This window comes from Pseudomonas sp. L5B5 (genome assembly GCF_020520285.1).
Lineage (GTDB): Bacteria > Pseudomonadota > Gammaproteobacteria > Pseudomonadales > Pseudomonadaceae > Aquipseudomonas.
This window is the reverse complement of the sequence record NZ_CP084742.1, coordinates 5446448-5473200: the sequence shown is the minus strand read 5'-3', so window position 1 is coordinate 5473200 and position 26753 is coordinate 5446448. Positions and strand designations below refer to the sequence as shown.

Annotated in this window: 28 protein-coding genes; 15 read left to right on the top strand and 13 right to left on the bottom strand. The window is 63.4% G+C overall.

Features of this window, described 5'->3' with window-relative positions:
- Window positions 1-84: 84 nt before the first annotated feature.
- A complete protein-coding gene (locus LGQ10_RS25140; RefSeq protein WP_226523531.1) occupies window positions 85-480 on the top strand; it encodes a GNAT family N-acetyltransferase in 396 nt (131 codons plus the stop codon).
- Window positions 481-515: 35 nt separating this feature from the next.
- Entirely contained in the window at window positions 516-1145 is a 630-nt protein-coding gene (locus LGQ10_RS25135) for an SMI1/KNR4 family protein (protein WP_058435425.1), read from the top strand.
- Between the two features lie 24 nt (window positions 1146-1169).
- Here LGQ10_RS25135 and msrA read toward each other — a convergent pair whose 3' ends face one another.
- From msrA to msrB, 3 genes are all read right to left on the bottom strand, one after another.
- A complete protein-coding gene (gene msrA, locus LGQ10_RS25130; RefSeq protein WP_226523530.1) occupies window positions 1170-1868 on the bottom strand; it encodes a peptide-methionine (S)-S-oxide reductase MsrA in 699 nt (232 codons plus the stop codon).
- Between the two features lie 87 nt (window positions 1869-1955).
- A complete protein-coding gene (locus LGQ10_RS25125; RefSeq protein ID WP_226523529.1) occupies window positions 1956-3734 on the bottom strand; it encodes a cytochrome c biogenesis protein DipZ in 1779 nt (592 codons plus the stop codon).
- Window positions 3735-3765: 31 nt separating this feature from the next.
- Entirely contained in the window at window positions 3766-4284 is a 519-nt protein-coding gene (gene msrB / locus LGQ10_RS25120) for a peptide-methionine (R)-S-oxide reductase MsrB (RefSeq protein WP_226523528.1), read from the bottom strand.
- Window positions 4285-4436: 152 nt separating this feature from the next.
- On the opposite strand from msrB, the gene LGQ10_RS25115 reads away from it, so the two are divergent.
- On the top strand, window positions 4437-5150 hold the full coding sequence (locus LGQ10_RS25115; RefSeq protein ID WP_226523527.1) for a response regulator transcription factor: 714 nt from the start codon (window positions 4437-4439) through the stop codon (window positions 5148-5150).
- Window positions 5147-6655, top strand: coding sequence for a sensor histidine kinase (locus tag LGQ10_RS25110; protein WP_226523526.1), 1509 nt, complete (start codon window positions 5147-5149; stop codon window positions 6653-6655). The genes LGQ10_RS25115 and LGQ10_RS25110 overlap by 4 nt, the downstream gene beginning before the upstream one ends.
- A 263-nt stretch (window positions 6656-6918) precedes the next feature.
- On the opposite strand, the gene LGQ10_RS25105 is transcribed toward LGQ10_RS25110, so the two are convergent.
- From LGQ10_RS25105 to LGQ10_RS25090, 4 genes are all read right to left on the bottom strand, one after another.
- Window positions 6919-7716, bottom strand: a complete 798-nt coding sequence (locus tag LGQ10_RS25105) for a GNAT family N-acetyltransferase (protein WP_226523525.1) — start codon at window positions 7714-7716, stop codon at window positions 6919-6921.
- Window position 7717: 1 nt separating this feature from the next.
- Entirely contained in the window at window positions 7718-8194 is a 477-nt protein-coding gene (locus tag LGQ10_RS25100; protein ID WP_058438453.1) for an HIT family protein, read from the bottom strand.
- Between the two features lie 106 nt (window positions 8195-8300).
- A complete protein-coding gene (locus LGQ10_RS25095) occupies window positions 8301-9908 on the bottom strand; it encodes a 5-guanidino-2-oxopentanoate decarboxylase (protein WP_226523524.1) in 1608 nt (535 codons plus the stop codon).
- A 121-nt stretch (window positions 9909-10029) separates the two neighbouring features.
- On the bottom strand, window positions 10030-10950 hold the full coding sequence (locus tag LGQ10_RS25090) for a LysR substrate-binding domain-containing protein (protein WP_226523523.1): 921 nt from the start codon (window positions 10948-10950) through the stop codon (window positions 10030-10032).
- A 225-nt stretch (window positions 10951-11175) separates the two neighbouring features.
- On the opposite strand from LGQ10_RS25090, the gene LGQ10_RS25085 reads away from it, so the two are divergent.
- From LGQ10_RS25085 to LGQ10_RS25045, 9 genes are all read left to right on the top strand, one after another.
- A complete protein-coding gene (locus LGQ10_RS25085) occupies window positions 11176-11970 on the top strand; it encodes an ABC transporter ATP-binding protein (RefSeq protein ID WP_413247569.1) in 795 nt (264 codons plus the stop codon).
- A gap of 49 nt (window positions 11971-12019) precedes the next feature.
- Window positions 12020-12793: a transporter substrate-binding domain-containing protein gene (locus tag LGQ10_RS25080; protein WP_058438521.1), complete on the top strand. Its 774-nt coding sequence runs from the start codon at window positions 12020-12022 to the stop codon at window positions 12791-12793.
- A gap of 51 nt (window positions 12794-12844) precedes the next feature.
- Window positions 12845-13558, top strand: coding sequence for an ABC transporter permease (locus tag LGQ10_RS25075; protein WP_058438523.1), 714 nt, complete (start codon window positions 12845-12847; stop codon window positions 13556-13558).
- 9 nt (window positions 13559-13567) lie between these two features.
- Window positions 13568-14272 carry an ABC transporter permease gene (locus LGQ10_RS25070; protein WP_226523522.1) on the top strand — a complete coding sequence of 235 codons (705 nt, stop codon included), beginning with the start codon at window positions 13568-13570 and terminating at the stop codon, window positions 14270-14272.
- A gap of 43 nt (window positions 14273-14315) precedes the next feature.
- A complete protein-coding gene (locus tag LGQ10_RS25065) occupies window positions 14316-15497 on the top strand; it encodes a pyridoxal phosphate-dependent aminotransferase (protein WP_226523521.1) in 1182 nt (393 codons plus the stop codon).
- Window positions 15498-15730: 233 nt separating this feature from the next.
- Entirely contained in the window at window positions 15731-17479 is a 1749-nt protein-coding gene (locus LGQ10_RS25060) for an amidohydrolase (RefSeq protein WP_226523520.1), read from the top strand.
- Window positions 17476-18402 (top strand): CobW family GTP-binding protein, encoded by a 927-nt coding sequence (locus LGQ10_RS25055; protein WP_226523519.1) that lies wholly within the window; start codon window positions 17476-17478, stop codon window positions 18400-18402. Before LGQ10_RS25060 ends, LGQ10_RS25055 begins: the two co-directional genes overlap by 4 nt.
- 81 nt (window positions 18403-18483) lie before the next feature.
- Window positions 18484-18981: a DUF6622 family protein gene (locus LGQ10_RS25050; RefSeq protein WP_226523518.1), complete on the top strand. Its 498-nt coding sequence runs from the start codon at window positions 18484-18486 to the stop codon at window positions 18979-18981.
- Window positions 18982-19169: 188 nt separating this feature from the next.
- Entirely contained in the window at window positions 19170-19868 is a 699-nt protein-coding gene (locus LGQ10_RS25045) for a hypothetical protein (protein ID WP_226523517.1), read from the top strand.
- Window positions 19869-19933: 65 nt separating this feature from the next.
- Here the strand turns inward: LGQ10_RS25045 and glyA are convergent, their stop codons facing one another.
- Window positions 19934-21289 (bottom strand): serine hydroxymethyltransferase, encoded by a 1356-nt coding sequence (glyA, locus tag LGQ10_RS25040; RefSeq protein WP_226523516.1) that lies wholly within the window; start codon window positions 21287-21289, stop codon window positions 19934-19936.
- A gap of 524 nt (window positions 21290-21813) precedes the next feature.
- Between glyA and LGQ10_RS25035 the strand changes: the two genes are divergently transcribed.
- Window positions 21814-22416: a helix-turn-helix transcriptional regulator gene (locus tag LGQ10_RS25035; protein WP_226526190.1), complete on the top strand. Its 603-nt coding sequence runs from the start codon at window positions 21814-21816 to the stop codon at window positions 22414-22416.
- A complete protein-coding gene (locus tag LGQ10_RS25030; RefSeq protein ID WP_058438616.1) occupies window positions 22403-23284 on the top strand; it encodes a queuosine precursor transporter in 882 nt (293 codons plus the stop codon). The genes LGQ10_RS25035 and LGQ10_RS25030 overlap by 14 nt, the downstream gene beginning before the upstream one ends.
- Before the next feature lie 93 nt (window positions 23285-23377).
- Here LGQ10_RS25030 and queC read toward each other — a convergent pair whose 3' ends face one another.
- From queC to LGQ10_RS25005, 5 genes are all read right to left on the bottom strand, one after another.
- Entirely contained in the window at window positions 23378-24076 is a 699-nt protein-coding gene (queC, locus tag LGQ10_RS25025; RefSeq protein ID WP_226526189.1) for a 7-cyano-7-deazaguanine synthase QueC, read from the bottom strand.
- Between the two features lie 120 nt (window positions 24077-24196).
- Window positions 24197-24751, bottom strand: coding sequence for a cytochrome b (locus tag LGQ10_RS25020; RefSeq protein ID WP_226523515.1), 555 nt, complete (start codon window positions 24749-24751; stop codon window positions 24197-24199).
- Between the two features lie 145 nt (window positions 24752-24896).
- Window positions 24897-25784, bottom strand: coding sequence for a heme o synthase (gene cyoE / locus LGQ10_RS25015; RefSeq protein ID WP_058436538.1), 888 nt, complete (start codon window positions 25782-25784; stop codon window positions 24897-24899).
- A gap of 10 nt (window positions 25785-25794) precedes the next feature.
- Window positions 25795-26124: a cytochrome o ubiquinol oxidase subunit IV gene (cyoD, locus tag LGQ10_RS25010; protein ID WP_058436539.1), complete on the bottom strand. Its 330-nt coding sequence runs from the start codon at window positions 26122-26124 to the stop codon at window positions 25795-25797.
- Window positions 26125-26751, bottom strand: coding sequence for a cytochrome o ubiquinol oxidase subunit III (locus LGQ10_RS25005; RefSeq protein WP_058436540.1), 627 nt, complete (start codon window positions 26749-26751; stop codon window positions 26125-26127).
- Window positions 26752-26753: the final 2 nt, after the last annotated feature.

The window sequence follows — 26753 nt, the reverse complement described above, 5'->3', positions numbered from 1 at the left end:
TCGCCCCGGTTGACCTAAGCGTCCAGCCTCGCTGGACGGCTGACATGCCGATGGAACGCAACCTGCCCCACTGGAGATTTCCCCATGCTGATCCGCGACGCCCAAGCCGAAGACTGCGAAGCCCTGTGGCAATTTCTCGGCGACAACGGCTGGCGCCATCGCATTGGTACCCGCGAGTACTTCAGCCAGTTGCTGGCCAACTCCCAGCGCACGGCGGTGGCCTTGCACGACAACAGCATCATCGGTTTCGCCCGCGGCATCAGCGACGGTCTCTCCAACGGTTACCTGTCCATGGTGGTGGTGGCCCAACAGCACCAGCGGCGTGGCACAGGCCGCGCCCTGGTGCACTGGGTGATGGGTGACAACCCGCAGATCACCTGGGTCCTGCGCGCCGGTCGTCCCGGGGCAGCGGAATTTTTCAGCACACTGGGCTTCGAGCCCTCGGACATCGCCATGGAGCGCAAGCGCCATAGCGCCTGATCGCCCTTCACCTGCTGCTCACCCAAGGAATCCTCATGTCAGAACAACACGACACCAATGCCGACTGGCCACCGGCCGGCTGCCCACCCCTGGCCTGGCCGGACCTGCCCGATCAGGCCACGCGCCTGGCCTGGTACCGGGCGGCGATTGGCGCCTACGGCGCGTTATGGGAAGGACACATCAACGAACCCGAGCTGACGCCCGTCAGCGAAGACGCCTTGCAGGCCCTGGAACAGCGCCTGGGCTGCCCGCTGCCACCGGCGCTGCGTGACTATCACCGCCAGCTGGGGGTGCTGTCCCTGGCCGAGACCCTGTGCAGCGTCGAACCCGGCGACATCTCGATCCAGCCTCTGCTGGAGGCCTACCCCGGCATCGTCGAGATCGACGAGCAATACCTGGACCTGGCACTGGCGCAAAGGCTGGTGGCCTTCGGCGACTACCTGGGCAACGGCAACCTGTTCTGCTTCGAGCGCGACACCGGCGCGGTCTACTACTTCGACCACGATAGCGGCATGGCCCTGACACGTTTCTTCGATTCGCCCGAGGCCTACCTGGATGCGCTGATGCTGCTGTGCCTGGCCGAAGTACATGACGACGATGACGGCGTCGAAGCGCTGATCAGCCAGCGCTATGGCGAGGATCTGCTACGCAAGTGGCGCTACTGATCTCCCCGCCCTCAAGGCCGGTCATCAACCGCCAGACTTCACCCGTATCGGCTGCTCCTGGTAACGCTCGGGAAACAGCTGCTTGAGGTGCGCCACCTTGGGCAGGTCATTGATCACGATGTAGGGATAGACAGGGTGCTCGGTAAGAAAATCCTGGTGATAGGCCTCCGCCGGGTAGAAGGTCTTGCCCGATTCCAGGCGGGTGGCAATGGGCTTGGCGAATGCCTGCCCTGCATCGAGCTGGGCGATGTAGGCCTGGGCCACCCGTTGTTGCTCGGACGTCTGCGGGAACAGCGCCGAGCGGTACTGGGTGCCGCTGTCCGGCCCCTGGCGATTGAGCTGGGTAGGATCGTGGGCCACCGAGAAGTAGATCTGCAGCAAGCTGCCGTAGCTGACCTGGGCCGGATCGAAGGTCACCTGCACCGACTCGGCATGCCCGGTATCACCTTCACTGACCCGCTGATAGTCCGCCGTCTGCGCCGCGCCCCCGGCATAACCGGAAACCGCACGCTGCACACCTTTGACATGGGCGAACACGCCCTGCACACCCCAGAAGCAACCACCGGCAAATACCGCAGTCTCGCTAGGGGCCGGATTGCGCTCATCCAGCGCTGGCGGTGCGATCACCACCGCTTCATCGCTGCCGCCAAGGGAAAAGGCCGAGCACTGCCCCGCCAGCCCCAACACGGCCATTGCCACCACTGCACCCAGAATGTTTTTCATACCTGCCTCGCTTGCCATGAGTGAACCTGCAAGGCCGCGCACGGCCTTTCCACGATCCAGGCCAACCGACCGTCGTGCCCGCGGCTCTCAACCAAAAGTGAAGGCATAGGCCTGCACCCCCGGTTCGAGAAACTCGATGCTGAAGGTGTGCTCCGCCACATCGCCGGCCTGACGCACCAACTGGTACAGGCGCTGCTCGGTCACCTGGCCGGTGCCGTCGGGCGCCACATCCACGCCGTGGTCCGCCCCCGGTGCATGGCCGTCGATCAGCACCTTGAAGCGCACCGGCTGGCCATCGCCCCCCGGGCCCAGTACCAGGTGCAGGTCACGGGCGTGAAAGCGGTACACCAGCGTTCCACCTGACGCAGTGGATCGTGCACTTTCGGCCCCGACCTTCCACTGCCCGCGCAGGCCCCAGTCGTTCAGCGCCAACTGCGTCGGCACGTCATAGGCCGCGACGATGTCCGGTGCCAGGCTGGCCTGGGGCACGAAATTCTCCGAGCGCTGGTAGCCGACATAGGTTTCCGGCGAGCGCACCTCGTCCATGTCCGCCGCTTGCTGCACCCCCTTGGCCTCGGCCTGGATCAAGCCACCGGCGACCTGGGCATTGCCGGCCTCACGCAGCAGTTGCTGGATCACCCGCTCCGACTCGGCGTACTCGCCCTCGCCGAAGTGGTGGTAGCGAATGCGCCCCTGGGCATCGGCGAAGTAGTGCGCCGGCCAGTACTGGTTGTTGAAGGCGCGCCAGATCCGGTAGTCGTTGTCGACGGCCACGGGATAGTCGATGCCCAAGTCCTTCACGGCCTTGGTGACATTGCCCAGATCCCGTTCGAAGGCGAACTCCGGGGCGTGCACACCGATCACCACCAGCCCCTGATCGCGGTACTTCTCGGCCCAGGCTTTGACATAGGGCAGGCTGCGCAGGCAGTTGATGCAGGAGTAGGTCCAGAAATCCACCAGCACCACCTTGCCCTTCAGCGCCTCGGCACTCAGGGGGGCCGAGTTGAGCCACTGCACGGCGCCGCTCAGTGGCGGCAGCTGGCCCTGCACCGGCAAGGCCGGCGCGGACATCGCGCCACCGGCAGCCATCATGGCGCCGCCGGGGTAGTCCTGGGCCTGCATCGCCCCGGCCGGTGTGGCCGCCCCGCCCGCCAACCGTCCCACCAGGGCCTGCTCCAGGCCGGCGGTGGACGCCGTGGAAAGGCGCGCCAGGAATCCGGTATCCCACCCCATGGCAATCGCCGCGACCCCAACCAGCATCGCTGCCCCCAGGCCCTTGCGCAGCCATTCACCGGCGCCGAGGGAGCGCTTCATGGCGGCGAACACCTTGCCACCGAGCAACAGCGCCACGGCCAGCGAGGTCGCAGCGCCGCCCGCGTAGGCCAGCAACAGCAGGCTGGTAGCGAGGTTGGCGCCCTGCAGCGCCGCACCGGTCAGCAACAACCCGAGAATCGGCCCGGCGCACGGCGCCCAGAGCAGGCCGGTGGCAACGCCGATCAACAATGAAGCGCCGGGCCGCGGCCGTGGGTCGTGGCCGGCAGCCTCCGAGAGCCGCCCGCCCACCGCCACCAGCGGCCGGGTCAGGCGCTCGGCCAACCGCGGCAGCAGCAGCGTCAGCCCGAACAGTGCTACGCACAGCAACGCGAGCCAGCGACCGTACTGATTGGCTTGCACCACCCAGGCGCCGCCGACCGCCGCCAGGCTCGCGACCACGGCGAAGGTCAGGGCCATGCCCAGCAACAGCGGCAAGCCACTGCGCAAGAACGGCTGGCCGGTGCGAGCGAAGACAAAGGGCAATACCGGCAGAATGCAGGGGCTGACAATGGTCAGCGCACCACCGAGATAAGCGAGAAGCAGTAGCCACATGAGGTCATCCTTCTATCGGTGAGTAACAGCATCAGGCCGCTTGCACGGTGAAGTTCATGGCCAGCCCATTCATGCAGTAGCGCAGGCCGGTAGGCGCCGGGCCATCATCGAACACATGCCCCAGGTGGCCGCCACAACGCCGGCAATGCACTTCGGTGCGCTGCATGCCCAGGGAACCATCGCGGCGCTGCCCCACCGCCTGGGCCAGGGGCGCCCAGAAACTCGGCCAGCCGGTATGGCTGTCGAACTTGGTGGTCGAGGAAAACAGCGCCAGGGCGCAGCCGGCACAGGCGAAGGTGCCCGCACGGTGCTCGTCGTTGAGCGCGCTGCTGTAGGCCCGTTCGGTGCCCTCCTGGCGCAGCACCCGGTACTGCTCGGGGCTGAGCAAGGTGCGCCACTGGTTGTCGGTGTGGCTCACCGCGAAGCCCTCATCGGCCTGGGCCGCGCCCACCAGGCTGCCTTCACCGCCCTGCCAGGGCAGCGCCTTCAGGGCCAGGGTGGCCACTCCAAGACCTGCACCTGCCGCCAGCAATTGTCGCCGTGTGAACATGGGTCTCTCCCGCAATCGGCCTCTGAACGTTAGGCAGAGCCTATGCTTGGGCTGATCGCCAAATCCTCACGCACAGTTAAACAATTCGTGATAACTGGCCGAGGCGAAACACCGCACAATGCGCCCATTGCCCCCGCGAGGCCCGAGTGTCGATGGAACAAGCCAAACGCGTGCTGGTGGTCGAGGATGACCAGCACATTGCCGAGCTGATTGCGCTGCACTTGCGCGACGAACACCTGCAAGTGGTGCACAGCGCCAACGGCACCGAGGGCCTGCGGTTGCTGGAACAGGGCGGCTGGGACGCACTGGTCCTGGACCTGATGCTGCCCGGGGTCGACGGCCTGGAGATCTGTCGCCGCGCCCGGGCCATGACCCGCTATACCCCGATCATCATCACCAGTGCCCGCTCCAGCGAGATGCACCGCATCCTTGGCCTGGAACTGGGCGCCGACGACTACCTGGCCAAGCCATTCTCGGTGCTCGAACTGGTGGCCCGGGTCAAGGCGCTGCTGCGCCGGGTCGATGCGCTGGCGCGCAACCTCAAGCTGGACAGCGGCAGCCTCGACCTCGACGGACTGGCCATCGATCCGCTGACCCGCGACGCCAGCCTGGACGGACGACGCCTGGACCTCACGCCGCGGGAGTTCGATCTCTTGTATTTCTTCGCCCGCCAGCCGGGCAAGGTGTTCTCGCGCATGGACCTGCTCAATGCCGTCTGGGGCTACAACCACGAAGGCTACGAGCACACCGTCAACACGCATATCAATCGCTTGCGGGCCAAGATCGAAAGCGACCCGGCGCAGCCGGCGCGGATCCTCACTGTCTGGGGCCGCGGCTACAAGTTCGCCGCCCAGGAGCCGACATGAGGTTGACCCTGACCCAGCGCCTGTCCGTGGTGTTCGCCCTGTTGCTGCTGGTGTGTTGCTCCACCTCGGCCTGGCTGCAAGTGCGCTCCAGCCGCATGCATGAACTGGAAGTGGTCCAGGGCCTGTCGCGGGACCTGGCCGGGCATATCGCCCAGGACACCCAGTTGATGGATGCCAATGGCCTGATGCCCAACGCCCTGCGTACGCTGTTCAGCCAGCTGATGCTGGTGAACCCCAGTGTCGAGGTGTATCTGCTGGACACCCAGGGACGCGTGATGGGCAACGCCGCCCCTGCCGGTCGCCTGCGCCGCGACCAGGTCGACCTGGCGCCGGTCCGGCGCCTGCTGGCCGGCGATCCGCTGCCGATCCTCGGTGACGACCCGCGCAGCCCGGACGGACGCAAGGTGTTCAGCGCAGCGCCGTTGATGGTGGCCGGCAAGCAGGCGGGCTATCTGTACGTAGTGCTGCTCAGCGAGGAACACGATCGCCTGGCCGAACGCGGCGCCACGGGGGCGGCCCTGAACATCGCCTTGTGGTCGATCGCCCTGGTGGCGCTGTTGTGCCTGATCGCCGGCCTCACGGCCTTCGCCCTGATCACTCGGCCATTGCGCACCCTGACCGAACGGGTCGGCCACTTCGATATCGAGGGGGCCTCGCCACCACTGGAGCCCGCGTCACCACCACAACCCAAGAACGGCAGCCTGGATGAAATCGCCGTGCTCGACGCCACGTTCCGGCAGATGCAGACCCGGCTCAACGAACAGTGGCGCACCCTGACCCGCCAGGATCAGGAGCGCCGCGAGCTGGTGGCGAACATTTCCCACGACCTGCGCACCCCGTTGTCATCCCTGCACGGCTACCTGGAAACCCTGTCGCTCAAGGACGCCACCCTGAGTGCCGAGGAACGTCGGCGCTACCTGGGCATCGCCCTGGACCAGAGTCGCAAGGTCGGTGGCCTGGCCCAGGCGCTGCTGGAACTGGTGCGCCTGGAACACGGTTTCGTCCAGCCGGTGCTCGAGGCCTTTTCCCTGACCGACCTGCTGCAAGACATCTTCCAGAAGTTCGAACTGGCCGCCGAGGCGCGCCAGGTGCAGCTCAAGGCCGACTTCGCCCCGGGTGCCTGGGGCGCCTGTGCCGACCTGGGGCTGATCGAACGGGTGCTGACCAACCTGGTGGACAATGCCCTGCGCCACACCCCCGGCGGTGGCGAGATCGAGATCGGCCTGCGTGCCGACGGCCCGCAGGTGCAGGTACGAGTCAGCGACAGTGGTCCCGGCATTGCCGAGCACCTGCGCGAAGGCCTGTTCCTGCGCCCCTTCACCATCGGTGGCGCCCGTCGTGACGGCGGCCTGGGCTTGCGCATCGTGCATCGCATCCTGCAACTGCATGGCACCAGCATCCGCCTGGAGGACCTGCCCGGGCGCGGCGCGACCTTCTGCTTTGCCCTGCCGGTCCAGGCAAGGACCGCCGAGGAATGGGCCAGGCAATCGCGGACAACCCAATAGCGCTGATTCCGAGACTCATCGCTTCGACCGGCTAACCCCGCTCGCTGCCTGCCTGTCGCAAAGAAGCCAGGCTACCGAATGCCAGCGTAGGAGCGAAGCTTGCTCGCGATAGTCGTTAACGGTAGCGCTTGTTTACGGGATAAACGCAGCGCTCTGAGGTCCATCGCGGGCAAGCCTCGCTCCTGCCATTTCCTTTACTGATCGGCACTGGCCGGGCTGCCAATTCTGCCCAAGGGCTGGAAACTCCTGCGGCATCAGCGATGCTAAGGCGCGGCCCGATACAGGGTTTGCAGGTGGGAAAGGCGCAAGCCGCCATGCTCCAGGTTGCGTCGACTCTGCGAGTTCACCAGCGCCGTGGCCGCCACACTCCGAGCACCGAAGGCGACGGCCTGCTGCAACCGATGGGCGATCAGGGCCCGGTGATGACCCTGGCCCCGCGCGGCCTTGGTGGTAAAGGCGGTGCCCAGGTAGGCCACGCCGTTGTCGGCGATGAACAGCGCCGCGCCGGCCACTGCAACGCCCTGGTCCCGCAGCAGGTACAGATGCCCGCGGCCATCGTTGAGCAAGCCGCCAAAGGCCGCCTGATTGACTGGCCGGGCGGCCGCTGGAGTATTGAAGCCCTCACGGTGCAGCGTGCAGAACGCTTCCAGCGTCGCGGCAGTCACCGGCTCGATCTCCAGCCCTGAAGGCGACGCCACGATCTCGTCCACAGGGGCGAACAACTGCCCATGGGTCCAGCCCTTCAGGCGCTGCAACGGCTGCCCTTCCAGCTCCAGGGTGGGCGCGATCCTGGCAGACTCGGCGATCAAGGCGATCGCCGGGGCGTACGCCGCTTTGCGCTGCAGCAGATCGACCAGGCGTCGGGCATCCTGTGCCCTGTCGCCATGTACCCGGTTCATCATCGGGCTGGGATTGCCAGCGACGACGAACGCACCACACCCTGGCTCACCCAGCAGGCGGGCTCCATAAGGGTTGCCCGGCAGGCTCGCCAGGCCCTGGACCCGGGCCCGCAGGTATTGGGTTTCGGCAGATTCAAGCGCCAGCGCGCGGCTACGGTCCATATCAGCGACTGCCCACAGGGGTTTCACTGACCCAGGGCACCCGCACCTGCTCGGCGATGCTCGTGGCCTGCGCCTGCAAAGCCTCCAGTTTCGTCCGGCGTCCGAACAACCCGGTGAGGTGCAGCAGCAGGCGCCCGGCGAACCCCAGGCCATCGCCGCTGCGACGGGGGATCAAGTGCATGTGGGCATGGGGAATGTGCTGGTTGGTGGCCCGGCCATCGTTGACCAGCAAGTGCGTACCTTCCACGCCGTAGCCGGCGCGGCGCTGCGCGGCCACCAGGCCGTCGAACACCTGGTACAGGTGCTGGCGGACAAAACCGGGCAACTGCTCGAGTTTTTCCACGTGGGAATGGGGAATCAGCAAGACATGGCCCTGGCCCAGGGGGTGCACGTCCATGAAGGCCATGCAGTGTTCATCGCGATAGACCACGGCCGCTGGCAGGGTTCCAGCGATAATCTGGCAGAAAATACAGTTCATCCATGAATCCTCAAGTGACAAGGTGCATCCCGGCGACAGCCTGAATGTAACCCACCTTGCCCCTTGCCTGCGCATTCCTTGCGGTGTAGCTCCTGACGATCGAGGCTCAGTCCAGGGCCAGGTAGGCGCCAGCGTCGACTTCGATCATCACGGGTTGGCGGGTGCCCTTGAGGCTCGCCAGCAGCTCCTGCAACTGGGTGGGGCTGTCGGCCTGGTGATGGGACACATGGCAGCTGCGGGCCAGGGCCTGGAAGTCCGGGGTGAGGATGTCCACCCCCAGCGGCTCGATGTCCCGGGCGTGCATGTAGTCACGAATCTCGCCATAACACTGGTTGTTCCAGACCAGCAGGATCACGCCGATCTGCGCTTCCCGGGCCGCGATCAGTTCGCCACTGGTGAACTGCAAGCCACCGTCCCCCACCAGGGCCACCACCGTTCGTTCCGGCTGTGCCAACTTGGCGCCCATGGCCGCGGGCAGGCCATAACCCAGGGTGCCGTAGCCGCTGCCGGCATTGAACCAGCTGGCCGGGGCCGGGGCCTGGTAACCACACGCGCCCTGGTACACGGGTTGGGTCGAGTCACCCACCAGGATCGGTGTATCGAGGTTATCGCGCAGCAGGTCCAGCAAGCCTTGCAGCCCTCGCTGCCTGGCGCTCCAGCTGGCGCGCTCGGCCTGGTTCACCCGTTGCACGCTGTCCACCGCCCAGCGCCCGCGGGCCGTCTGCGGCGCCACCTGGTCCAGTAGTGCCTGCAAGCCCTGAAGGGCATCGCCCAGCAGGCCGACATGGGCCCGCTGCACACCCATGACCTGCATCGGGTCGATGTCCAGGCGGATCAGCGAACCCTTGAAGCGCAACGGCCCCAGGCCAAAGAAGTCGTAGTCGGTCTCGCCCAGCTCGGTACCTACCGCCAGCACCACATCGGCTTCGTCGATCAGCGCCCGGCCATGGACCGCAGACTGCACCCCATCGAGCAGCAGCGGGTGCGCCTGGGGCAGCAGGCCCCGGGCGTTGGTGGTCAGCGCCACCGGGGCCTGCAGGCGCTCGGCCAGTTGCTGCAATACCTGGGCGCAACCGCGGGCACCGCCACCGGCGAGGATCAGCGGCCGGTGAGCGACGTCCAGCAGGGCCAGCGCCGCCTTGATCGAATCCGCGGCCGGTGCCGGTGCCCCGGGCAGGCTGCGCGGCATCAGGTTGAGATCGGCGGCCGGCATCTCCAGCACATCCAGGGGAATCTCGATATGCACGGGCCGTGGACGCGCGCACTTGAACACGGCAAAGGCCCGGGCCAGGATTTCCGGCAGCTCGGCCGGCGACTGCAAGGTGTGGCTGAAGGCGCAGACCCCGGCCACCATCGCCCGCTGGTCCGGCAATTCGTGCAGGTGGCCGTGGCCCAGGCGCAGGTGCTCGCGGCGGTTGACCGTGGAGATCACCAGCATCGGCACCGAGTCGGCGTAGGCCTGGCCCATGGCGGTGAGGATGTTGGTCATGCCGGGACCGGTGATGATGAAGCACACCCCGGGCTTGCCGCTGGCCCGGGCGTAGCCGTCGGCCATGAAACCCGCGCCCTGTTCATGCCGCGGGCTGACGTGGCGCAGGCGACTGCCATGCAGGCCGCGATACAGTTCAACGGTATGCACGCCGGGAATCCCGAACACCGTGTCCACGCCATAACCTTCCAGCAAACGAACCAGCGACTGCGCACAGGTGGTCATCGACTACTCCTCTTGTTCTTATGGCGGGCGACACCCTGCGCCCGGCTGATGCCGACGGACATTAGTCGCAGCGACCGAGGAGCAACAATCGAAAAAAATCCTCGCGATTGATCAATAAAATTCACGCTTTACCGTTACGGCGCGGCTCTGGGTGCAAGCGGGTGATGCCCTGCAACTGGGACTTGACCCACTCGCTGAAGGCCAGCACCACCGGGCGCTCGGCCTTTAGCAAGTCGGCCACCAGGTAGTAGCCGCGATTGGACTCGATCTCGGTGCCGAACGGCTGCACCAGCAGCCCCTTGGCCAGGGCCTCGCCGCTGATCAGGTTGTCGCCCATGGCAATACCCTGCCCGGCGATGCAGGCCGATTGCACGAAATGCGCGTCGGCGAACACGATGCCCCGGCGTACATCGACGTTCGGTGCTCCGGCCGCCGCCAGCCAGATGCGCCAGTCGGAGTAGTCGATCATGTGCAGCAGCAGGGCGTGGTCCAGGGCATCGAGGCTCTTCAACCCGCCCATAGCATTCACCAGGCTCGGGCTGCACACCGGGAAATACCGCAGGGAAACGATCTTCTGCACATGCTGGTTGGGCCAGTCGCCCATGCCGTAGGCGACGAACAGATCGACGCTGCTGTCACTGGTATCACCCGGCGTACGCGGCGACACCAGGTGCAGTTCCACCTGGGGATACAACGCCTGGAACTCGGCGATGTGGGTGCACAGCCAGTAGGTGGCGAACCCCGGCGGGCTGCTGATGCACAGCCGCCCGCTGACCTGCTGGCCGTCCGAGCGCTGCCCGGCCTCGAGGATGTTGGCCAGCAGCAGATGGATGTCACGGGCGTAGCGCTCGCCCTGGTAGGTGATGCGAATGCTGCGGCCCAAGCGCTCGGTCAGGGCGAACCCCAGCGTCTGCTCCAGGCTCTTGATCTGGTGGCTGATGGCGCTGGGCGTCAGGTTCAGCTCGCTGGCAGCTTCGGCGACACTGCCCAGGCGGGCCACCGCATCCAGGGCCCGCAGCGCCGTCATGGAGGGATAACGCATACCGATCATGCCTCGACTACAGGAAAACGAGTGGCTGCACGATAACGGCAATCGCCGTGGGGCAATAGTCTTGTCTGTCGGCGATAAAACCCCTGATTACTGAAAAAAATTTCCGTTTGCGGCTAAAAATGCTCGATTGACCCCATGCCCTCGATGGCTAATTCTCAGGTCCTACCCTGTGCCGGGAACTGCCCGGCCATCGCACAATAACAAGAGGGTCGACCCTTGCATTCGCAGCCCAACTCCGCCAATCCCGTGGTGGCGATCGACGACCTGCACAAGAGCTACGCCGATCACCACGTCCTCAAGGGCATCGCCCTGCGCGCCAATGAAGGCGAAGTGGTCTCGCTGATCGGCTCCAGCGGTTCGGGCAAAAGCACCCTGCTGCGCTGCATCAACCTGCTGGAGATTCCCTGCAGCGGCAGCCTGCGCATCAATGGCGAGCAGGTGCGCCTCAAGACCGATCGTGCCGGCAACCCACAGGTCGCCGACCCGGCCCAGGTCGCCCGCCTGCGCACCCAACTGAGCATGGTGTTCCAGAGCTTCAACCTGTGGCCCCACCGCACCGTGCTGGAGAATGTCATCGAGGCGCCGGTGTATGTCCTCGGCGAAGACCGCAAGGAGGCCATCGCCCACGCCGAGCATCTGCTGGAAAAGGTCGGGCTGGCCCACAAGCGCGATACCTTTCCTTCCTTTCTGTCCGGCGGCCAGCAACAGCGGGTGGCCATCGCCCGGGCCCTGGCGATGCGCCCCAGGGTGCTGCTGATGGACGAGCCGACCTCGGCCCTGGACCCGGAGCTGGTGGGCGAGGTGCTCAAGGTCATCCAGGGCATCGCCGAGGAAGGTCGCACGATGATTCTGGTGACCCACGAGATGGCGTTCGCCCGCGATGTGTCGAGCAAGGTGATGTTTCTCCACCAGGGACTGGTGGAAGAGGAAGGTCCCCCGCAGCAGGTGTTCCTCAACCCGGTCAGCGAGCGCTGCCGGCAATTCGTCATGGCCCAGGAAAACCGCGTCTGACGTCCCGCTTCAATCCTTGAAAACAACAACTTCGATAAAGGGTAAAGCCATGAAAAACCTGCTCAAGGTGCTCGCCACCGGTTGCCTGTTCAGTGCCCTGTCCAGCCACGCCCTGGCTGCCGACAAGATCGTCTTCGGCATCGCCCTGGAACCCTACCCGCCGTTCTCGATGAAAAGCGGTGCCGGCGACTGGAGCGGCTTCGAACCGGAACTGATCAAGGCCCTGTGCGAACGCATGCAGGCCCAGTGCCCGCTCAAGGAAGTGGCCTGGGACGGCCTGATCCCGGCCCTGCAGTCGAGCCAGATCGACGCCATCCTCAATTCCCTGAGCATCACCGAGGAACGGCAGAAGGTCATCGATTTCTCCGCCCCCTACTACCAGACTCCAGCCATGTGGGTCGCCGACCAGGCCCTGGAACTCACCACCACGCCCGACGGGCTCAAGGGCAAGCTGATCGGGGTGCAGGGCTCGACCTCCAACGCCACCTTCGCCAAGACCTACTACGGCAAGACCTCGACCCTGCGCTACTACACCACCCAGGACGACATGCTCTCGGACCTGCAAAGCGGGCGCATCGACGTGATGCTGGCCGATGCCCTGACCATCGAGCCGGTGCTCCAGTCGGCGGCCGGCGCCGGCCTGGCGAGCAAGGGCCTTGCGCCCAAGGACCCGCTGTTCGGTTCCGGTATCGGCGTTGGCTTGCGCAAGGGTGACAGCGCCCTGCAGCAACGGATAGACAGCGCCCTGGCAGCGCTCAAGGCCGACGGCACCTACGACAAGATCCGCAGTCGCTACTTCAGCGTCGACATCTCTGCCAACTAAGCCGACCGGCCGGCCCGCTGCGGTGGGCCGCCGGCGTTGACTGGATACGCCATGATTTCTCTGTCCGACCTTTCCCAACTGTTCGTCGCCGACGGCTGGCTCGGCGCCCTGGCCCAGGGCGCGCTGGTGTCCCTGCAGATTTCCGCCGGGGCCTTCGTCCTCGGCCTGGGCATCGGCCTGCTGGTGGCGATGATCAAGCTTCGCGGACCGCGCTGGCTGGTGAAGCTGGCCAACCTCTACACCACCCTGTACCGGGCCATGCCCGAGCTGCTGCTGATCCTGCTGCTGTACTACGCCGGCACCGACCTGCTGAACATGGCCATGGCCGCCATGGATAGGCCCAGCGTCACGGTCAACGGCTTCATCGCCGCGATACTGGTGCTGGGCATCGTCCAGGGCGCCTATTCGGCGGAGATCATCCGCGGCGCGATCCTGGCCATCCCCCACGGCCAGATCGAAGCCGCCCGGGCCTACGGCATCGAGCGCTGGCTGCTGGTGCGACGCATCCTGCTGCCGAGCATGCTGCCCTTCGCCATGGCCGGGCTGTCGAACCTGTGGCTGGTACTGGTCAAGGACAGCGCGCTGATCAGCATCGTCGGCTACAGCGAACTGCTCTCGGTGGGCAAGCAGGCCGCCGGCTCCACCAAGCATTACCTGGTGTTCTACCTGGCGGTCGCGGCGTTCTACTTCGTCATCACCCTGGTGTCCGGCAGCGTGTTCCGCGTGCTCGAACGACGCACCAACCGCTGGCTGCCCCAGCACTAGGAGCTTGCAATGGATTTTTCCTGGATCAACGGTTTTTCCACCGAGCTGGTACGCGGACTGGGCATCACCCTCAAGCTCCTGCTGCTCAGCGGAATCTGCGGTTTTGCCCTGGCGGTGCTGGTGGGACTGGGCCGGGCGTCGCGCAATCCACTGATTCGCGCGCCGATGCAGTTCTACATCAGCGTGTTCCGCGGCACGCCGCTGCTGGTGCAGATCTACATCCTCTACTACGGGGTCGGCAGCCTGTTCGCCGCCTACCCGCCGATCCGCGGCAGCTTTCTCTGGCCCTACCTGCGCGAGGGTTTCTGGTACGTGGCCCTGGCCCTGACCCTGAGTGTCGGTGCCTATGTGGGCGAAGTGCTGCGTGGCGGACTGCGGGCCGTGCCCCGGGGCGAGCTGGAAGCGGCCCGCGCCTACGGCATGGGCCACTGGCTGACCCTGCGCCGGGTGTGGCTGCCCCGGGCCCTGGAGCTGGTACGCCCGACCCTCGTGGGTGAGTGCGTACTGCTGCTCAAGGCCACCGCCCTGGCTTCCACCGTGGCGGTCACCGACCTGCTGGGCGCGGCCAACCTGGTGCGCGCCCAGACCCTGAAAGTCTACGAGCCGCTGCTGGCCGTGGCGCTGATCTACATCGTCCTGGCCTTTGTCATCGAACATCTGTGCAACCGCCTGGGCGCCACACCTCACAAGCAGGCGCCCCAGCGCCAGGCCTGAACCCATTCATTGCGCGGGCCACGAGGCCCGTGAGGAGAACCACATGCGTTACTCACCTTTCGTCCAGCGTATCAGCGGCGAATCCGTCAGTGCCTGGGACATCCACTACGCGGCCATCGAGGCCCGTGGCCGTGGCGAGGACGTGATCGTCCTCAGCGTCGGCGACCCGGACTTCGCCACCGACCCGCGCATCAGCGCCGCCGCCAGCGCCGCACTGGAGCAGGGCGACACCCACTACACCCACGTCCTGGGACGCCCGGCCCTGCGCGAAGCGATTGCCGCCAAGCAGCGCCGCCTGCTGGGCATCGACGTCGGCGCCGACAACGTGGCCCTGGTGGCCGGGGCCCAGAACGGCCTGTTCGCCACGTCACTGTGCCTGTTCGGCAGTGGCGACGAAGTACTGGTGCCTGAGCCCATGTACCTGACCTACGAGGCCTGCATCCATGCCTCGGGGGCACGCCTGGTGGGTGTCGAGCAGCCCGCGGCCAACGGTTTTCGCCTGACCGCTGCAGCCCTGGAAGCGGCCCTGAGCGACAAGACCCGGGGCATCGCCCTGGCTACACCGTGCAACCCCACAGGCAATGTCTACAGCCGCGAAGAACTCGAAGCGGTGGCCGAAGTGGCGCGCAAGCACGACCTGTGGGTGATTTCCGATGAGGTGTATGGGCAACTGACCTACGACCGCCAGCACCTGAGCATCGCCTCGCTGCCGGGCATGGCCGAGCGCACGGTGATCCTCAACAGCCTGTCCAAGACCCACGCCATGACCGGCTGGCGCGTGGGTTGGGTGGTCGGTCCGCAAGCCCTGGTGGGTCACCTGGACAATTTGCTGCTGTGCATGCTCTACGGCTTGCCGGGGTTCGTCCAGGAAGCCGCGCTCAAGGCCCTGGAGCTGGATGAAGAGGTGGTCGACAGCGCCCGCGAAGTCTATCGCCGGCGCCGCGACCTGGTGGTGGCGGGCCTCGGCCAGGTGCACCTGCTGGACTGCCGTGAGCCAGAGGCCGGGATGTTCATGCTGGTGGACGTGCGGCGCACCGGCCTGTCGAGCATGGACTTCGCCTGGCAGCTGTTCCGTGCCACTGGGGTCTCGGTGCTCGATGCCCAGGCCTTTGGTGCCAGCGCCGAGGGTTTCGTGCGCATCTCCTTCACGGTCGCCGACGAGGTGCTCAAGGACGCTTGCCAGCGCATCGCCGGTTTTGTCGAGGCCCTGGGCGCACAACGCTGAACAAAAGACCGATGGTGGCGAGGGAGCTTGCTCCCGCCCGACTGCGAAGCGGTCGTAAAGGCCCGGCCCGCGATTCAATTGTTGCATCGCGGTCGCGGACTTTGGGGTGGCTACGCCACCCAGCGGGAGCAAGCTCCCTCGCCACAGCAATGCCCATGACAACACCTTTGCAACTGAGCCTGTCGCCCATTTTCTGCCCAACGTTGAAGGGCCCCTGCTTGAGAGGTTGACCCGTGACCGCTTCCGACCAATTCAATTCCACCCATAGCGCCGTCGACCAGTACGCCGAACTGGTCCTGCACAACGGCCGGATGTACACCCTCGATCCAGCCCAGCCCTGGGCCGACGCCGTGGCCATGCGCCAGGGCAAGCTGATCGCGGTGGGCAGCCTTGCGTCGCTGGCCTCGTTGATCGGCCCCAATACCCGTCAGCACGACCTGGACGGGGCCTTCTGCATGCCCGGCCTGCACGATATGCACACCCACCCGGACCTGGCCCTGGCGCCGCGCTACGCCGACGACCTGGACGTGGGCATCGAAGACCCGACCCCGGAGCAACTGGCGGCGGCGATCCATGCCTACGCCGACAGTCACCCGGGCGATGGCTGGATCTACGGCCAGTACTGGGTGCGCTACACCTTCCGCGAAGCCGGCCTGACACCGGGTCGCGAGTGGCTCGACAGCATCATGCCGGACCGTCCCGTGGCCCTGCTGGACCGCATGTGGGGGACCATGATGGTCAACTCCAGGGCCCTGGAACTGGCCGGCATCGACCGTCATACCAGCGACCCGCGCAACGGCTACCTGGAGCGTGACGAGCTGACCGGCGAGCCCAACGGCCTGCTGATCGACGGCGCCTACGCCCTGATCCACGCCGCCATGCCGCCGACGCCAGTGTCGGTACTGCGCCGCGCCTATCGCGACGGCGTGCACTTCCAGACCTCCCGTGGCGTGACCGCCACCAAGTACGTGCACGTCTGCGAGAACCGCCTGCAGGCCCTCAAGGAACTGGACGATGCCGGTGAGCTGACCCTGCGGGTGGAAGCCGCCATCAGCTGGCAGGACGATATCTTCCCGGTGCGCCGGCGCTGGGAGCTGCTCAGCGGCGAGCGGCACTTCTATCGCAGCTCCCGGCTGAGCGCCAACGCAGTGAAGTTCCACTTCGACGGCACTGTCGAGCCCAAATCCTCGTACCTGCTGACCCCCTGGCCCGAGGAATCGAGCTGGCGCGGCAAGCTGAACCTGACCCCGGAACACATCACCGACATGGTGGTGGACATGGACAAGCGCGGCCTGCGGGTGATCGCCCACTGCACCGGCGACGGCGCCTCCGACGTGTTCCTCGATGCCGTGGCCGAGGCCCGCCGGCGCAACGGCAACAGCGGCATTCGTCACCAGTGCGCCCACAGTACCCTGCTGCACCCGGGCAACCTCAAGCGCTTCCAGGCCCTGGACGTGATCGCCGAGTTCTCCCCGGCGGCCTGGTACCCAACACCGTTCGCCAGCGGCGCGCGCTCCGGCTACGGTCAGGAACGCCTCAAGCGCATCTACGACTTCAAGGGTGTACTGGCGGCCGGCGGTATCGCGGTGTTCGGCACCGACTGGCCGGTGGCGTCCATCGACCCCTGGCTGGCCCTGGAAACCATGGTGACCCGGCAGAACCCCTGGAACCAGGAGCCCGATACCTTCGGCGATCCCATCAGCCTGGAACAGGCCCTGCAGGTAGCGACCCTCAACGGCGCCCATGCCATGGGCCTGGAACACCTGACCGGCAGCCTGCAAGTTGGCAAGTCGGCGGACCTGATCGTGCTCGACCGTGACCTGTTCGCCCAGGGCGCACGCAACTACATCCACCACACCCAGGTGCAACTGACCTTCGTCGAGGGGCAACTGGTCTACGACCGCCAGGGCACCTTCAGCGACACGCCGCTGCAGGCGGTCTGGGAAGGCCTGCCACCGGTGATCGAGGGCCAGGAGCCATGAACAAGCTGGCGAGCATTCCGGTCACCGTGGTCTCGGGCTTTCTCGGTGCCGGCAAGACCACCCTGCTCAACCGCCTGGTGCAGCGTACCGACAGCGGCCGGCTGGCGGTGATCGTCAACGATTTCGGCGAGCTGAACATCGATGCGGCGATCATCGCCGAAGTCACCGATGCGGTGTACAGCCTGCAGAACGGTTGCATCTGCTGCACCGTTCAGGAGGACCTGCTGGCGCAACTGGTGAGCCTGTCCAAGCTGCGTCCGGCCCTGGAGCGGATCGTCATCGAGTGCAGCGGCGTCTCGGACCCTCAGCGCATCGTGCAGACCATCGGTTACCCGCAACTGCGCGACCGCCTGCACCTGGATGCCGTGGTCACCCTGGTCGACGCCAGCGGTTACCAGGCCCTGGAGGGCGACATGGCCCGGTTGTCCAGAGCCCAAGTGGCCTGCGCCGACTGGGTGCTGCTGAACAAGGTCGACCTGGTGACTCCGGAGCAGTTGCAGGGCATCCGCGCCAGCCTCGTCTGCCGCGCGCCGGTATTTGAAACCGTGCAGGCCCAATTGCCCCAGGAGTTGCTGCTGGCCCCACCGGTGCGCTCCACCGACGTGTTGTTCAAGGCCCTGCCCCAGGCCCACGACCAGTTGTTCGAGAGCTGGGTGTGGAAAAGCTCCCGGCCATTGCAACCCAAGGCCTTGCGCGACTGGCTGGCGCAGTTGCCTGCCGACCTGCTGCGCCTCAAGGGCCTGGTGCACCTGGAAGGCAACGAGCAGCCCTACTGGTTGCAGCACGTAGGCCGCCGCAGCCAGTTCACCCTGGCCACCGACCAGCCTGCCGAGCATGCCGCACAGCTGGTATTCATTGCCCGACGGGGCAGTGGCCTGCGCCAGGAACTGGAAGCGGGAGTCACCCTGACCCAGGCACAGTAGGCGTCGAGCCGGGGGCTTCCCGGCAGAGTGGGCGAAGCGCACCATGGGCCGCCCTTTTCCACGCCAGCAAGGACGCCGCAGATGCTCGATATCCTCCAAGGAACGCCCCTGTGGGTGTATGCCGTCTTCGCCCTGGTCTGCTACTACGGTCTGCGTGCCCTCTCCCCCACCCGCGAAAGCCGTCGCTCGCTGCTGCTGATGCCGGCAATTCTTCTGGTCTGGTCGGTGTGGTCGCTGCACCTCGGCGACCACCCGTTGCTGGCGCTGGTGGCCTGGGCCGGCGGGGCAGCGCTGGGCAGCCTGCTGGCCATGCTGCTGTTTTCCAGCGCCGGGGTCCTGCTGGAGTCGAGCAGCGAGACCCTTCTGGTGCCCGGTACCCTGAAGATCCTCGGCATCTCGTTGCTGTTCTTCGCGGTCAGATACTGGATCGGCTACCAGAGCGCCGTGCATCCCGAGCACGCCGCCAGCGTGCAGATGCTGGGTATCAGCGGCACCGCCGCAGGCTTTACCGTTGGTCTGTTCTGCGGACGGGCGTTCAGGCTGTACCGTCACTTCCTGCAACTCCGGCTCAGGGCCTGAACGCCGCCTGGCCGTGCCCTTCGGGCGATGGGGAATCTTCGTTGGCCAATCCGGTCTTTAAGGACCGTGCGGGCCATCCGGGCGCTTGGTCCGTGACAACGGCCCTGCGCTCCAATAGATTAGGCGCCCCCGAAAATCCTCCGGGCTTTTCGCGCCTCAAACCTGTCAAACCAAGTAGTGGATGTTCAATGCCTGATTCCAACACCGAAGAGTCCGTGATCGCCTTGTCCAGCAAGGCCGAATACGAAAACGCCATTCATCTTTCCCAGCACGTGTCCCAGGCCAAGACCATCAGCGAGATGGTGCTCGACGCCTTCCACACCTCGAAAGAAAGTGACCAGATTCGCGAACTGCGCGCTGCGATTCGCCAGGCCCACGACCGCTTTGACGACGACACTGCCTATGAACTCATGGGCCAGCTCAAGCAACTCAAGGACGCCGAGGCTGCAGACCTTGCCGCCCTGGAAGACCTGAGCAAGCGATTCCCCATCAGCCGGATTCTCTCCAGCTACAAGGATGACCCGGACTTCCAGGAGCTGGTCTATGGCCTGGCCCTGAAGGTGCTGAACCAGACTCACCAGGCCATCAGCAATCCGAGCGGCAGCAAGAGCAAGGCACGCCCGAAGAAGGAAATGGAAGTGTTCGCCATCAGCAAGGATGGCATCAGCGTTACCCTGCCAATGCGTCCGCGCTCCAAGGCCAACGTCGACCGTGAAGCCTTCGAGTTCCTGGGCTTCAGCTTTGTCGGCGAAGGCGACGAGGCCGAGCTGGAAAGCGAGATTTTCATCGACAGCAACGGTAACGAACAGCCGGCAACTCGCAAGAACATCGTCACTGCGATCCAGCAGCAGACAGCCTTCGAAGGCTTCAGCGCCACGGCGCAATAAGCTGCTGCTTCGCTGACGACCAGTGGCAAGCCCCGCCTTCGGCCTGAAGCCGGGGCTTGCTCGCCTTAGCGTCCCCCGTACTCAACGATGGGATACATCGCGCACAGCGCCTCGGTCTGCAACCGGAACTGCTGCTGCAATGCAGGTTCCAGGACGTATTGCTGCCCACCGTGGAGCTTCAACTGATCCAGTATCCGACAGACCAGATCGACCAGCTCGCTGCAGCCTTGGGAATCCATGTAGCGCTGGGCAATGGAACCGGTGCCGATACACAAGCCATTGGCGGAAAATGACGATCGGGTTTCACCCGGCCCGCGTTTTTTGCTGACGATGATTCCGCACGACTCCAGTACCGATTCAGCGATGGAGCCACTGATGCCTTCATGCAAGCGCAGCAGGATCGTGTGATTTTCCGTCCCACCTCCCACGACTTCGTAGCCCCGCGCCATGAACGCGCAGGCCATTTCATCCGCGGTGGCGCGAATTCGACCCATGTAGCCATCGAACGACGGGGACATGGCGTAACCCAGCGCGGCCGCCTTGGCGGCAATCACGTTGACCGCAGGCGCGCCCTGCATCCCGGGGAACACCGCCTGATCGAGAACCCGTCGAAAGCTCGACCTCAGGCCCGGCACCTTGGCGTCTGCGTCTCGCCCGCAAAGAATCAGGCCGCCGCGTGGCCCGGCAAGCTGCTTGTGGGTGCAGGTGGTCGTGACATGCGCGACATCGATAGGACTCGGATGGCGGCCCGTGGCAACGAGGCCGGCAATATGTGAAATATCGGCAAGGACAATGGCCCCGGCTTCGTCGGCAATGGCGCGAAAACGCTGGAAGTCCACGACCCGTGAATAGGCCGTGGCCCCGCAGATGATGATGCGTGGACGATGGGCCAGCGCCAGCTGGCGCACCTCCTGGTAGTCGATGACACCCTGGGGGGTAGTGCCGTAACGGATCGCCTTGTAGTTGGCCGCGGTGAATGCCAGAGAACTGCCGTGGGTCAGGTCGCCGCCATGATCCAGGGCCATGCCGAGAATCGTGTCCCCGGGTTCGGCCAGGGCGCTCAGCACCTGGTAGTTGGCGTCGGAGGCTGAATGCGACTGCACGCCAGCATACTGGGCCGCAAACAGCTCCTTGGCCCGGCGGATGGCCAAGGACTCGACCAGATCGGCGTTCTCGCACCCGGCGTGCTGACGCCGACCTGGAGTGCCTTCCACGGTGACATTGAGCAAGGCCGAGGCCGAGGCCGCCAAGGTTCGCGGGCCAGCCGCGCAGGAAGATGCCACCAGAGACAGCGTGCGGTGTTGACGCGTGACTTCGGCATCCAGGATGCTAGCCAGCTCGGCATCTTCAGTTCGCAGTTCGGCCAAACCACGTCGCAGCAGGTCGGCCTGGGTCCTGAGTGGTTCAGTATCAGCTGCCATGATTCTCTGTCCCTTCCTTGTGTGTTGCGTGCCACGAACGAGAGCGCGCTTCCTGGTTTTACGTTCGCTTGGGTCAATCGAGACCAGCCAGCCTCGGCGCTGAATGTACGAGGCGTAACAGAGTTAATCAAAAAATTAAACATTAACCAAATTAAATGATGCTTTCCGACCGGGACAGGACAGCGTCGACATTGCGTTATCAGCCCTGCTCAACCTGGAGAACCATGACGCCAAGCTCCTGGGGCTGTATTGTCATGACCAAGCCATGCAACACTTGTCTTGGACAGCGCCCCAAATCGGATCCCCCGGCGGTCTGATCGCCCTAGCACCCACAGCGAAATACTCCAGGACGGATTCCGGCTGAATTGAACGCGTACTAGCGAAGCATTAAAAACCTGAAGCAGCCTGACAGGCTCTTGCCGCAATGACCGGGTTCCTGGCGTTGAGCAACTGAATGTCATGCACGCCGCGAGTTACATGACCGCTCGATGCATTACGACTATAAGGAAATAGTGAGGTACTTGATGCACAGAAGGGAAAGAACAGAGTATTTAAAGAGCAATATAAAATACCTGATTAAAAGCCGTGGCGAGACCCAACTGTCTTTATGCAACGCCAGCGGCCTGACCAGAACGACCATATACAATATTCTTGAAGGCAAGGTCAGCAACGTCCAGCAGTCCACCATCCGAAAAATCTCCGACTTCTTCGGCATCTCCTATGAGGAAATAGAAACGGTCAACTTCGAAGAGAAGGAGATCATAGAAAGCAGTATTTCTCCCCAGGGAAACATGAATCCGGCAGCTGTTCCGATCATCAAGGAAAGCTTGTTGCTGGCCAATATCGACAAACGTATTGGTGAGCTTGCCACGCTGTTCCCGCTGACCTACTACTTCGGCACATGCAGCAACTTGATAGCCGTATTGCTGGAGAAGGAAATCGATGGTGCGAATGAGCCTGGCGACCTGTTGATCGTACAAAAGGGATCGTCCACCGATGACACGGAAAAACTCGTTTACGACAGACTGACAAAAAGGCTGTCCATCATGAACGAGAACCTCTGCAATTCGGATCGTGTATGTGTAGTGGGCGACATCATTGAGGAGCGCTTCAATGACTGCATATGAAGGTGATGTCGAAAACGACAAATACAAGCTTCTGGGATTTGAAAACAACAAGAACCTGGCTGTGATCATGATCATCGACACGGGCAAGGTCATAAAGATAAAACTGAGTGAATTGTTGAAAAGCGAAATAATGGACAACTTGAATAAAATGGAAGTTAAAAACCTCTACAAGAAATTCTATTCCCAAGGAGGGGCGCTGACTGCTTACGACCTGAATGACCGCAATGAAAACTCGTGGATGATCTACATCATCCTCAACCTGCTGTTGTTCACCTTCTACATTTTCACCAGTATCGCCGCAACAAAACCGATCTACCTCGAATCACTCGATATCATTATCACCCCCGGCACCTTTCTATATCCGCTGACCTTCCTGATCGTTGACTTGCTGAACGAAAATTTCGGACTCAGGCTCGCACGAAGAGCCATCCTGTTTGCCTTCGCAAGCAACGCCATGATCATCATCCTGCTGTATGCCTCGACCTTTCTTCCGGGGCTGCCGGGCTGGAAGCTCGACACACCTTATAACGACGTCATCATCCAGGTATCGTCGGTACTGGTAGCCTCTTCAGTCTCTTTCCTGGTTTCCGAGAACATAAACTCATACTTGCTGTGCAAGATAAAGGAACTCACGAACTCCAGATTCCTTTTTCTGCGGATATTCCTGAGCACCTTGTTTGCGGTAATCATCGACAGTTTCGTGTTTTGCTACATCGCATTTTATGGCGCGATGCAAAACAGCGATATCCTCAATATGATTTATGTCCAGATCGCGATCAAGGTATGTTTTGCGTTCCTCAACATACTGCCCGCCTATGGTGCAAGATCGCTGTTCAAGCGATACATAACCGACAGCCAGGCAAAATAATCAGGTTGCGGTGCCAGTCAACATTGGAGCTCAACACTCATCTGCCCATTGGCACCGGTGTTGAACTCCAAGGTTCACCGACAACTCAGTTCGTTACTTCAGGTCCAGTTTGCTTTTCAAGCCTTGCATGACTTCTGCCTTGTTCCCCAGATAAGCGCTCAACCCTCTCGCCCGTAGATTGCAGGCATCGCAGTTGCCGCAGCCACTTCCCATGATGCCGTTGTAGCAAGTCAGTGTCTGCTCGCGAACCAGGTCCAGCTGATTGTGGTAATCGGCCAGCGCCCAGGTCTCTGCCTTGTTCAGCCACATCAGCGGCGTTTCAAGCCGCAACGTGTATTCCATGCCCAGTTCAAGGGCCTTGTTCAGCGCCTTGACGAACTCGTCGCGACAATCGGGGTAACCCGAGAAGTCTGTCTCGCACACCCCGGTAATGACGGTTTCGGCCTTGACCTGATAGGCATAAATGGAGGCCAGGGTTAAGAACAGGATGTTTCTCCCCGGTACAAAAGTGCTCGGCAGACTCTCGCCTGAACTGTTCACCGTGGGCACCGGGATGTTGTCCCGGGTAAGGCTGCTGATTGCCAGCTCGTTCAACAACGAGGCATCCAGTACCTTGTGCACGGTAGCCCCCAGTTGTTTCGAAAGCCGCTGCGCGGTCTCGATTTCCGCATGGTGCCGCTGACCGTAGTCGAACGTGATGCAATGCACCTCGTCATAGAGCGGCAAGGCGTGAATCAGGCAGGTTGTCGAGTCCTGTCCGCCGCTGAACACGATAACTGCTGTTTTCTTGATCATTCTGCTTCCTGCATGAGTTGGGTCATTTGAGTAGGTCGGAAAGCCCAATAAAGGACATTCGATAAGATACCCCGTGCTTATCGCAAAGACGGGGCTTTGTGCGTCAAGGCGCAAGCCTCAGGCGTTGTCTGCAGTCCCGACCATGCGACGCAGAACATGCCCCTGGCCCTTGATGCAATGCAGGACCAGCGCCGCGACATGACCGACGATCAGCACCAGCAGGGTCCAGCCCAACAGACTGTGGAAGTTGTTGCCCAGGTCGGTCATCCACTGGATCTTCGCCCCTTCGAAACCATTCATGACCGGCAGGCCGAAAGCAGAGAAGGCACGGCCCGAGCCGTACTGGCGCAACAGCCCGAGAAATGGAATGGCGAACATTCCGGCATACAGCAGCCCATGCCCCAGCGTGGCCGCGAGGTTGAGGCTCGGGGGGCGACGATGGCGGTTCAACAGGCTCCAGACCACCCGCACCAGCAACAGGACCATCAACAGCAGGCCCACTGGCTTGTGGGTCGCCCAGAGGAATTCGTCCAGGGCCGAATCAGCCAGCAGGTAATGCGCGCTGGCAGTGCTGTAGATCCAGATAAAGGCCAGGGCCATGGCCCAGTGCAGCCCGCGACTGATAGCGCCATAACGCGTCTTCGAGTCGTTCAGTTCGATACGGCTTTGCATTGCATCCACTCGGTTTCATCACAAACGGCGCATTTTACCCGGCCAGGCACGGACTCCGGACCAAAAAACTTTAAATGATGTGACCGCACTGGAATGAAAAAGCCCCGCGCTTCTTGCGAAGGCGGGGCTTTTTCGTAGCCTGAGCTTAATGTGCGTAGGTCAGCAACAGCTCGGTCGGGGCCTTGAAGTCCACCGACATCATCACGCTCAGCGCGGTGATGGTGAAGATCGAGAACACGAAGAGCTTGCGGGCCCACACGGTGTCATCCACCGCCTTGTAGCCAGTCCATGCCATGTACAGCCAGTACATGCCCATCGCTGCCGCTACCGCCATGTAGCTCATGCCGGCATACCCGCTGAAGGTCAGCATCAGGGTCGCCACCAGGAACGCCAGGATATAGAACAGGATGTGCTTCTTGGCCACACGGATACCGCGCTTGACCGGCAGCACCGGAATCGATGCAGCCAGGTAGTCATTGAAACGGAAGATCGCGATGGCATAGGAATGCGGCATCTGCCACAGGCTGAACATCACCAGCAGGGTCAACGCAGCCATGTCGAAGCTGTTGCTCACGGCCACGTAACCGATCACCGGCGGCATGGCTCCGGACAGACTGCCCACCAGCGTGCCGTGAACCGACTTGCGCTTGAGGTACAGGCTGTAGAAGCCAACGTAGATGACAAAGCCGATTACCGCGAACAGCGCGGCCAACGGGTTGGCCACGTAGTACAGCAGGGCGACGCCGGCGACGCCGAGGATGGAGGCATAGACCAGGGCCACTTCCAGGGAGATCAAGCCCTGGACCAGCACACGGTTCTTGGTGCGCTCCATCTTCAGGTCGATGTCACGGTCGATGCAGTTGTTGAACACGCAACCGGACGCTACCACCAGCGAGGTGCCGATCATGGCGGCCAGGAAAATGGCCAGATCGACATGCCCCTTCGAGGCCAGGAAGAACCCGCCTGCCACCGAAAGCACGTTACCGAAAATGATCCCCGGTTTGGTGATTTGGATAAAGTGCTTGAGTGACATCGGGTCTACCTCACTTCGCCATCATGACGGTGTGGATGCTGAACATGATCCACAACGACAGACCAACCAGCAGGACAATGACCAACGCGGCGAAGATGAACGCCACCACGTTGTCGCGCTGCGCCGCGGAACGGTCCAGGTGCAGGAAGTACACCAGGTGCACCAGCACCTGGATCACCGCGAAGGCCAGGACGATCCACAGGGTCACGTCTTTAGGCAGCGATGGGTACATCACCAGGCCGAACGGGATCAGTGTCAGGATCACCGACAGGATGAAGCCGATGGCGTAGGACTTGACGCTGCCGTGACCGGCTTCGTCGTGGGAGTGTGCGTTGGCCATTTACATAGTCCCCATCAGGTAAACAACGGTGAATACGCAGATCCACACCACGTCCAGGAAGTGCCAGAACAGGCTCAGGCAGCTCAGACGGGTCTTGTTGGTCGCCGTCAGGCCTTTTTTCTGCACCTGGTACATCATGATTGCCATCCAGATCAGACCGCTGGTCACGTGCAGACCGTGGGTGCCGACCAGGGTGAAGAATCCGGACAGGAAGCCGGAACGGCTAGGGCCGTAGCCTTCGGAGATCAGCAAGTGGAACTCGTTGATCTCCATGCCGATGAAGCCCAGACCGAACAGGAAGGTCATGCCCAGCCAGCCCAGTACCTGCTTCTTGTTGCCCCGGAAGAACGCCAGCATGGCGAAGCCGTAGGTGATCGAACTGAACAGCAGCAGAGCGGTTTCGCCCAGTACGTATGGCAGTTCGAAGATGTCGTGGCCCGACGGGCCACCCGCTACGTTGTTCACCAGTACCGCGTATACCGCGAAGATCGACGCAAACAGAATGCAGTCGGTCATCAGGTAGAGCCAGAAACCGAATACGGTCATCTCGCCCGAGTCGTGGTGATGGTCATCGTGCCCATGGTCATCGACATGGGCGTGTCCAGCATTGGTCACTAAGTTCGACATGG

What these genes read in the sequence shown, in the direction of transcription:
- LGQ10_RS25140 (WP_226523531.1), top strand. Translation starts at nt 85, where the DNA reads ATGCTGATCCGCGACGCCCAAGCCGAAGACTGCGAAGCCCTGTGGCAA.
- LGQ10_RS25135 (WP_058435425.1), top strand. Translation starts at nt 516, where the DNA reads ATGTCAGAACAACACGACACCAATGCCGACTGGCCACCGGCCGGCTGC.
- msrA (WP_226523530.1), bottom strand. Translation starts at nt 1,868, where the DNA reads ATGAAAAACATTCTGGGTGCAGTGGTGGCAATGGCCGTGTTGGGGCTG.
- LGQ10_RS25125 (WP_226523529.1), bottom strand. Translation starts at nt 3,734, where the DNA reads ATGTGGCTACTGCTTCTCGCTTATCTCGGTGGTGCGCTGACCATTGTC.
- msrB (WP_226523528.1), bottom strand. Translation starts at nt 4,284, where the DNA reads ATGTTCACACGGCGACAATTGCTGGCGGCAGGTGCAGGTCTTGGAGTG.
- LGQ10_RS25115 (WP_226523527.1), top strand. Translation starts at nt 4,437, where the DNA reads ATGGAACAAGCCAAACGCGTGCTGGTGGTCGAGGATGACCAGCACATT.
- LGQ10_RS25110 (WP_226523526.1), top strand. Translation starts at nt 5,147, where the DNA reads ATGAGGTTGACCCTGACCCAGCGCCTGTCCGTGGTGTTCGCCCTGTTG.
- LGQ10_RS25105 (WP_226523525.1), bottom strand. Translation starts at nt 7,716, where the DNA reads ATGGACCGTAGCCGCGCGCTGGCGCTTGAATCTGCCGAAACCCAATAC.
- LGQ10_RS25100 (WP_058438453.1), bottom strand. Translation starts at nt 8,194, where the DNA reads ATGAACTGTATTTTCTGCCAGATTATCGCTGGAACCCTGCCAGCGGCC.
- LGQ10_RS25095 (WP_226523524.1), bottom strand. Translation starts at nt 9,908, where the DNA reads ATGACCACCTGTGCGCAGTCGCTGGTTCGTTTGCTGGAAGGTTATGGC.
- LGQ10_RS25090 (WP_226523523.1), bottom strand. Translation starts at nt 10,950, where the DNA reads ATGCGTTATCCCTCCATGACGGCGCTGCGGGCCCTGGATGCGGTGGCC.
- LGQ10_RS25080 (WP_058438521.1), top strand. Translation starts at nt 12,020, where the DNA reads ATGAAAAACCTGCTCAAGGTGCTCGCCACCGGTTGCCTGTTCAGTGCC.
- LGQ10_RS25075 (WP_058438523.1), top strand. Translation starts at nt 12,845, where the DNA reads ATGATTTCTCTGTCCGACCTTTCCCAACTGTTCGTCGCCGACGGCTGG.
- LGQ10_RS25070 (WP_226523522.1), top strand. Translation starts at nt 13,568, where the DNA reads ATGGATTTTTCCTGGATCAACGGTTTTTCCACCGAGCTGGTACGCGGA.
- LGQ10_RS25065 (WP_226523521.1), top strand. Translation starts at nt 14,316, where the DNA reads ATGCGTTACTCACCTTTCGTCCAGCGTATCAGCGGCGAATCCGTCAGT.
- LGQ10_RS25055 (WP_226523519.1), top strand. Translation starts at nt 17,476, where the DNA reads ATGAACAAGCTGGCGAGCATTCCGGTCACCGTGGTCTCGGGCTTTCTC.
- LGQ10_RS25050 (WP_226523518.1), top strand. Translation starts at nt 18,484, where the DNA reads ATGCTCGATATCCTCCAAGGAACGCCCCTGTGGGTGTATGCCGTCTTC.
- LGQ10_RS25045 (WP_226523517.1), top strand. Translation starts at nt 19,170, where the DNA reads ATGCCTGATTCCAACACCGAAGAGTCCGTGATCGCCTTGTCCAGCAAG.
- glyA (WP_226523516.1), bottom strand. Translation starts at nt 21,289, where the DNA reads ATGGCAGCTGATACTGAACCACTCAGGACCCAGGCCGACCTGCTGCGA.
- LGQ10_RS25035 (WP_226526190.1), top strand. Translation starts at nt 21,814, where the DNA reads ATGCACAGAAGGGAAAGAACAGAGTATTTAAAGAGCAATATAAAATAC.
- LGQ10_RS25030 (WP_058438616.1), top strand. Translation starts at nt 22,403, where the DNA reads ATGACTGCATATGAAGGTGATGTCGAAAACGACAAATACAAGCTTCTG.
- LGQ10_RS25020 (WP_226523515.1), bottom strand. Translation starts at nt 24,751, where the DNA reads ATGCAAAGCCGTATCGAACTGAACGACTCGAAGACGCGTTATGGCGCT.
- cyoE (WP_058436538.1), bottom strand. Translation starts at nt 25,784, where the DNA reads ATGTCACTCAAGCACTTTATCCAAATCACCAAACCGGGGATCATTTTC.
- cyoD (WP_058436539.1), bottom strand. Translation starts at nt 26,124, where the DNA reads ATGGCCAACGCACACTCCCACGACGAAGCCGGTCACGGCAGCGTCAAG.
- LGQ10_RS25005 (WP_058436540.1), bottom strand. Translation starts at nt 26,751, where the DNA reads ATGTCGAACTTAGTGACCAATGCTGGACACGCCCATGTCGATGACCAT.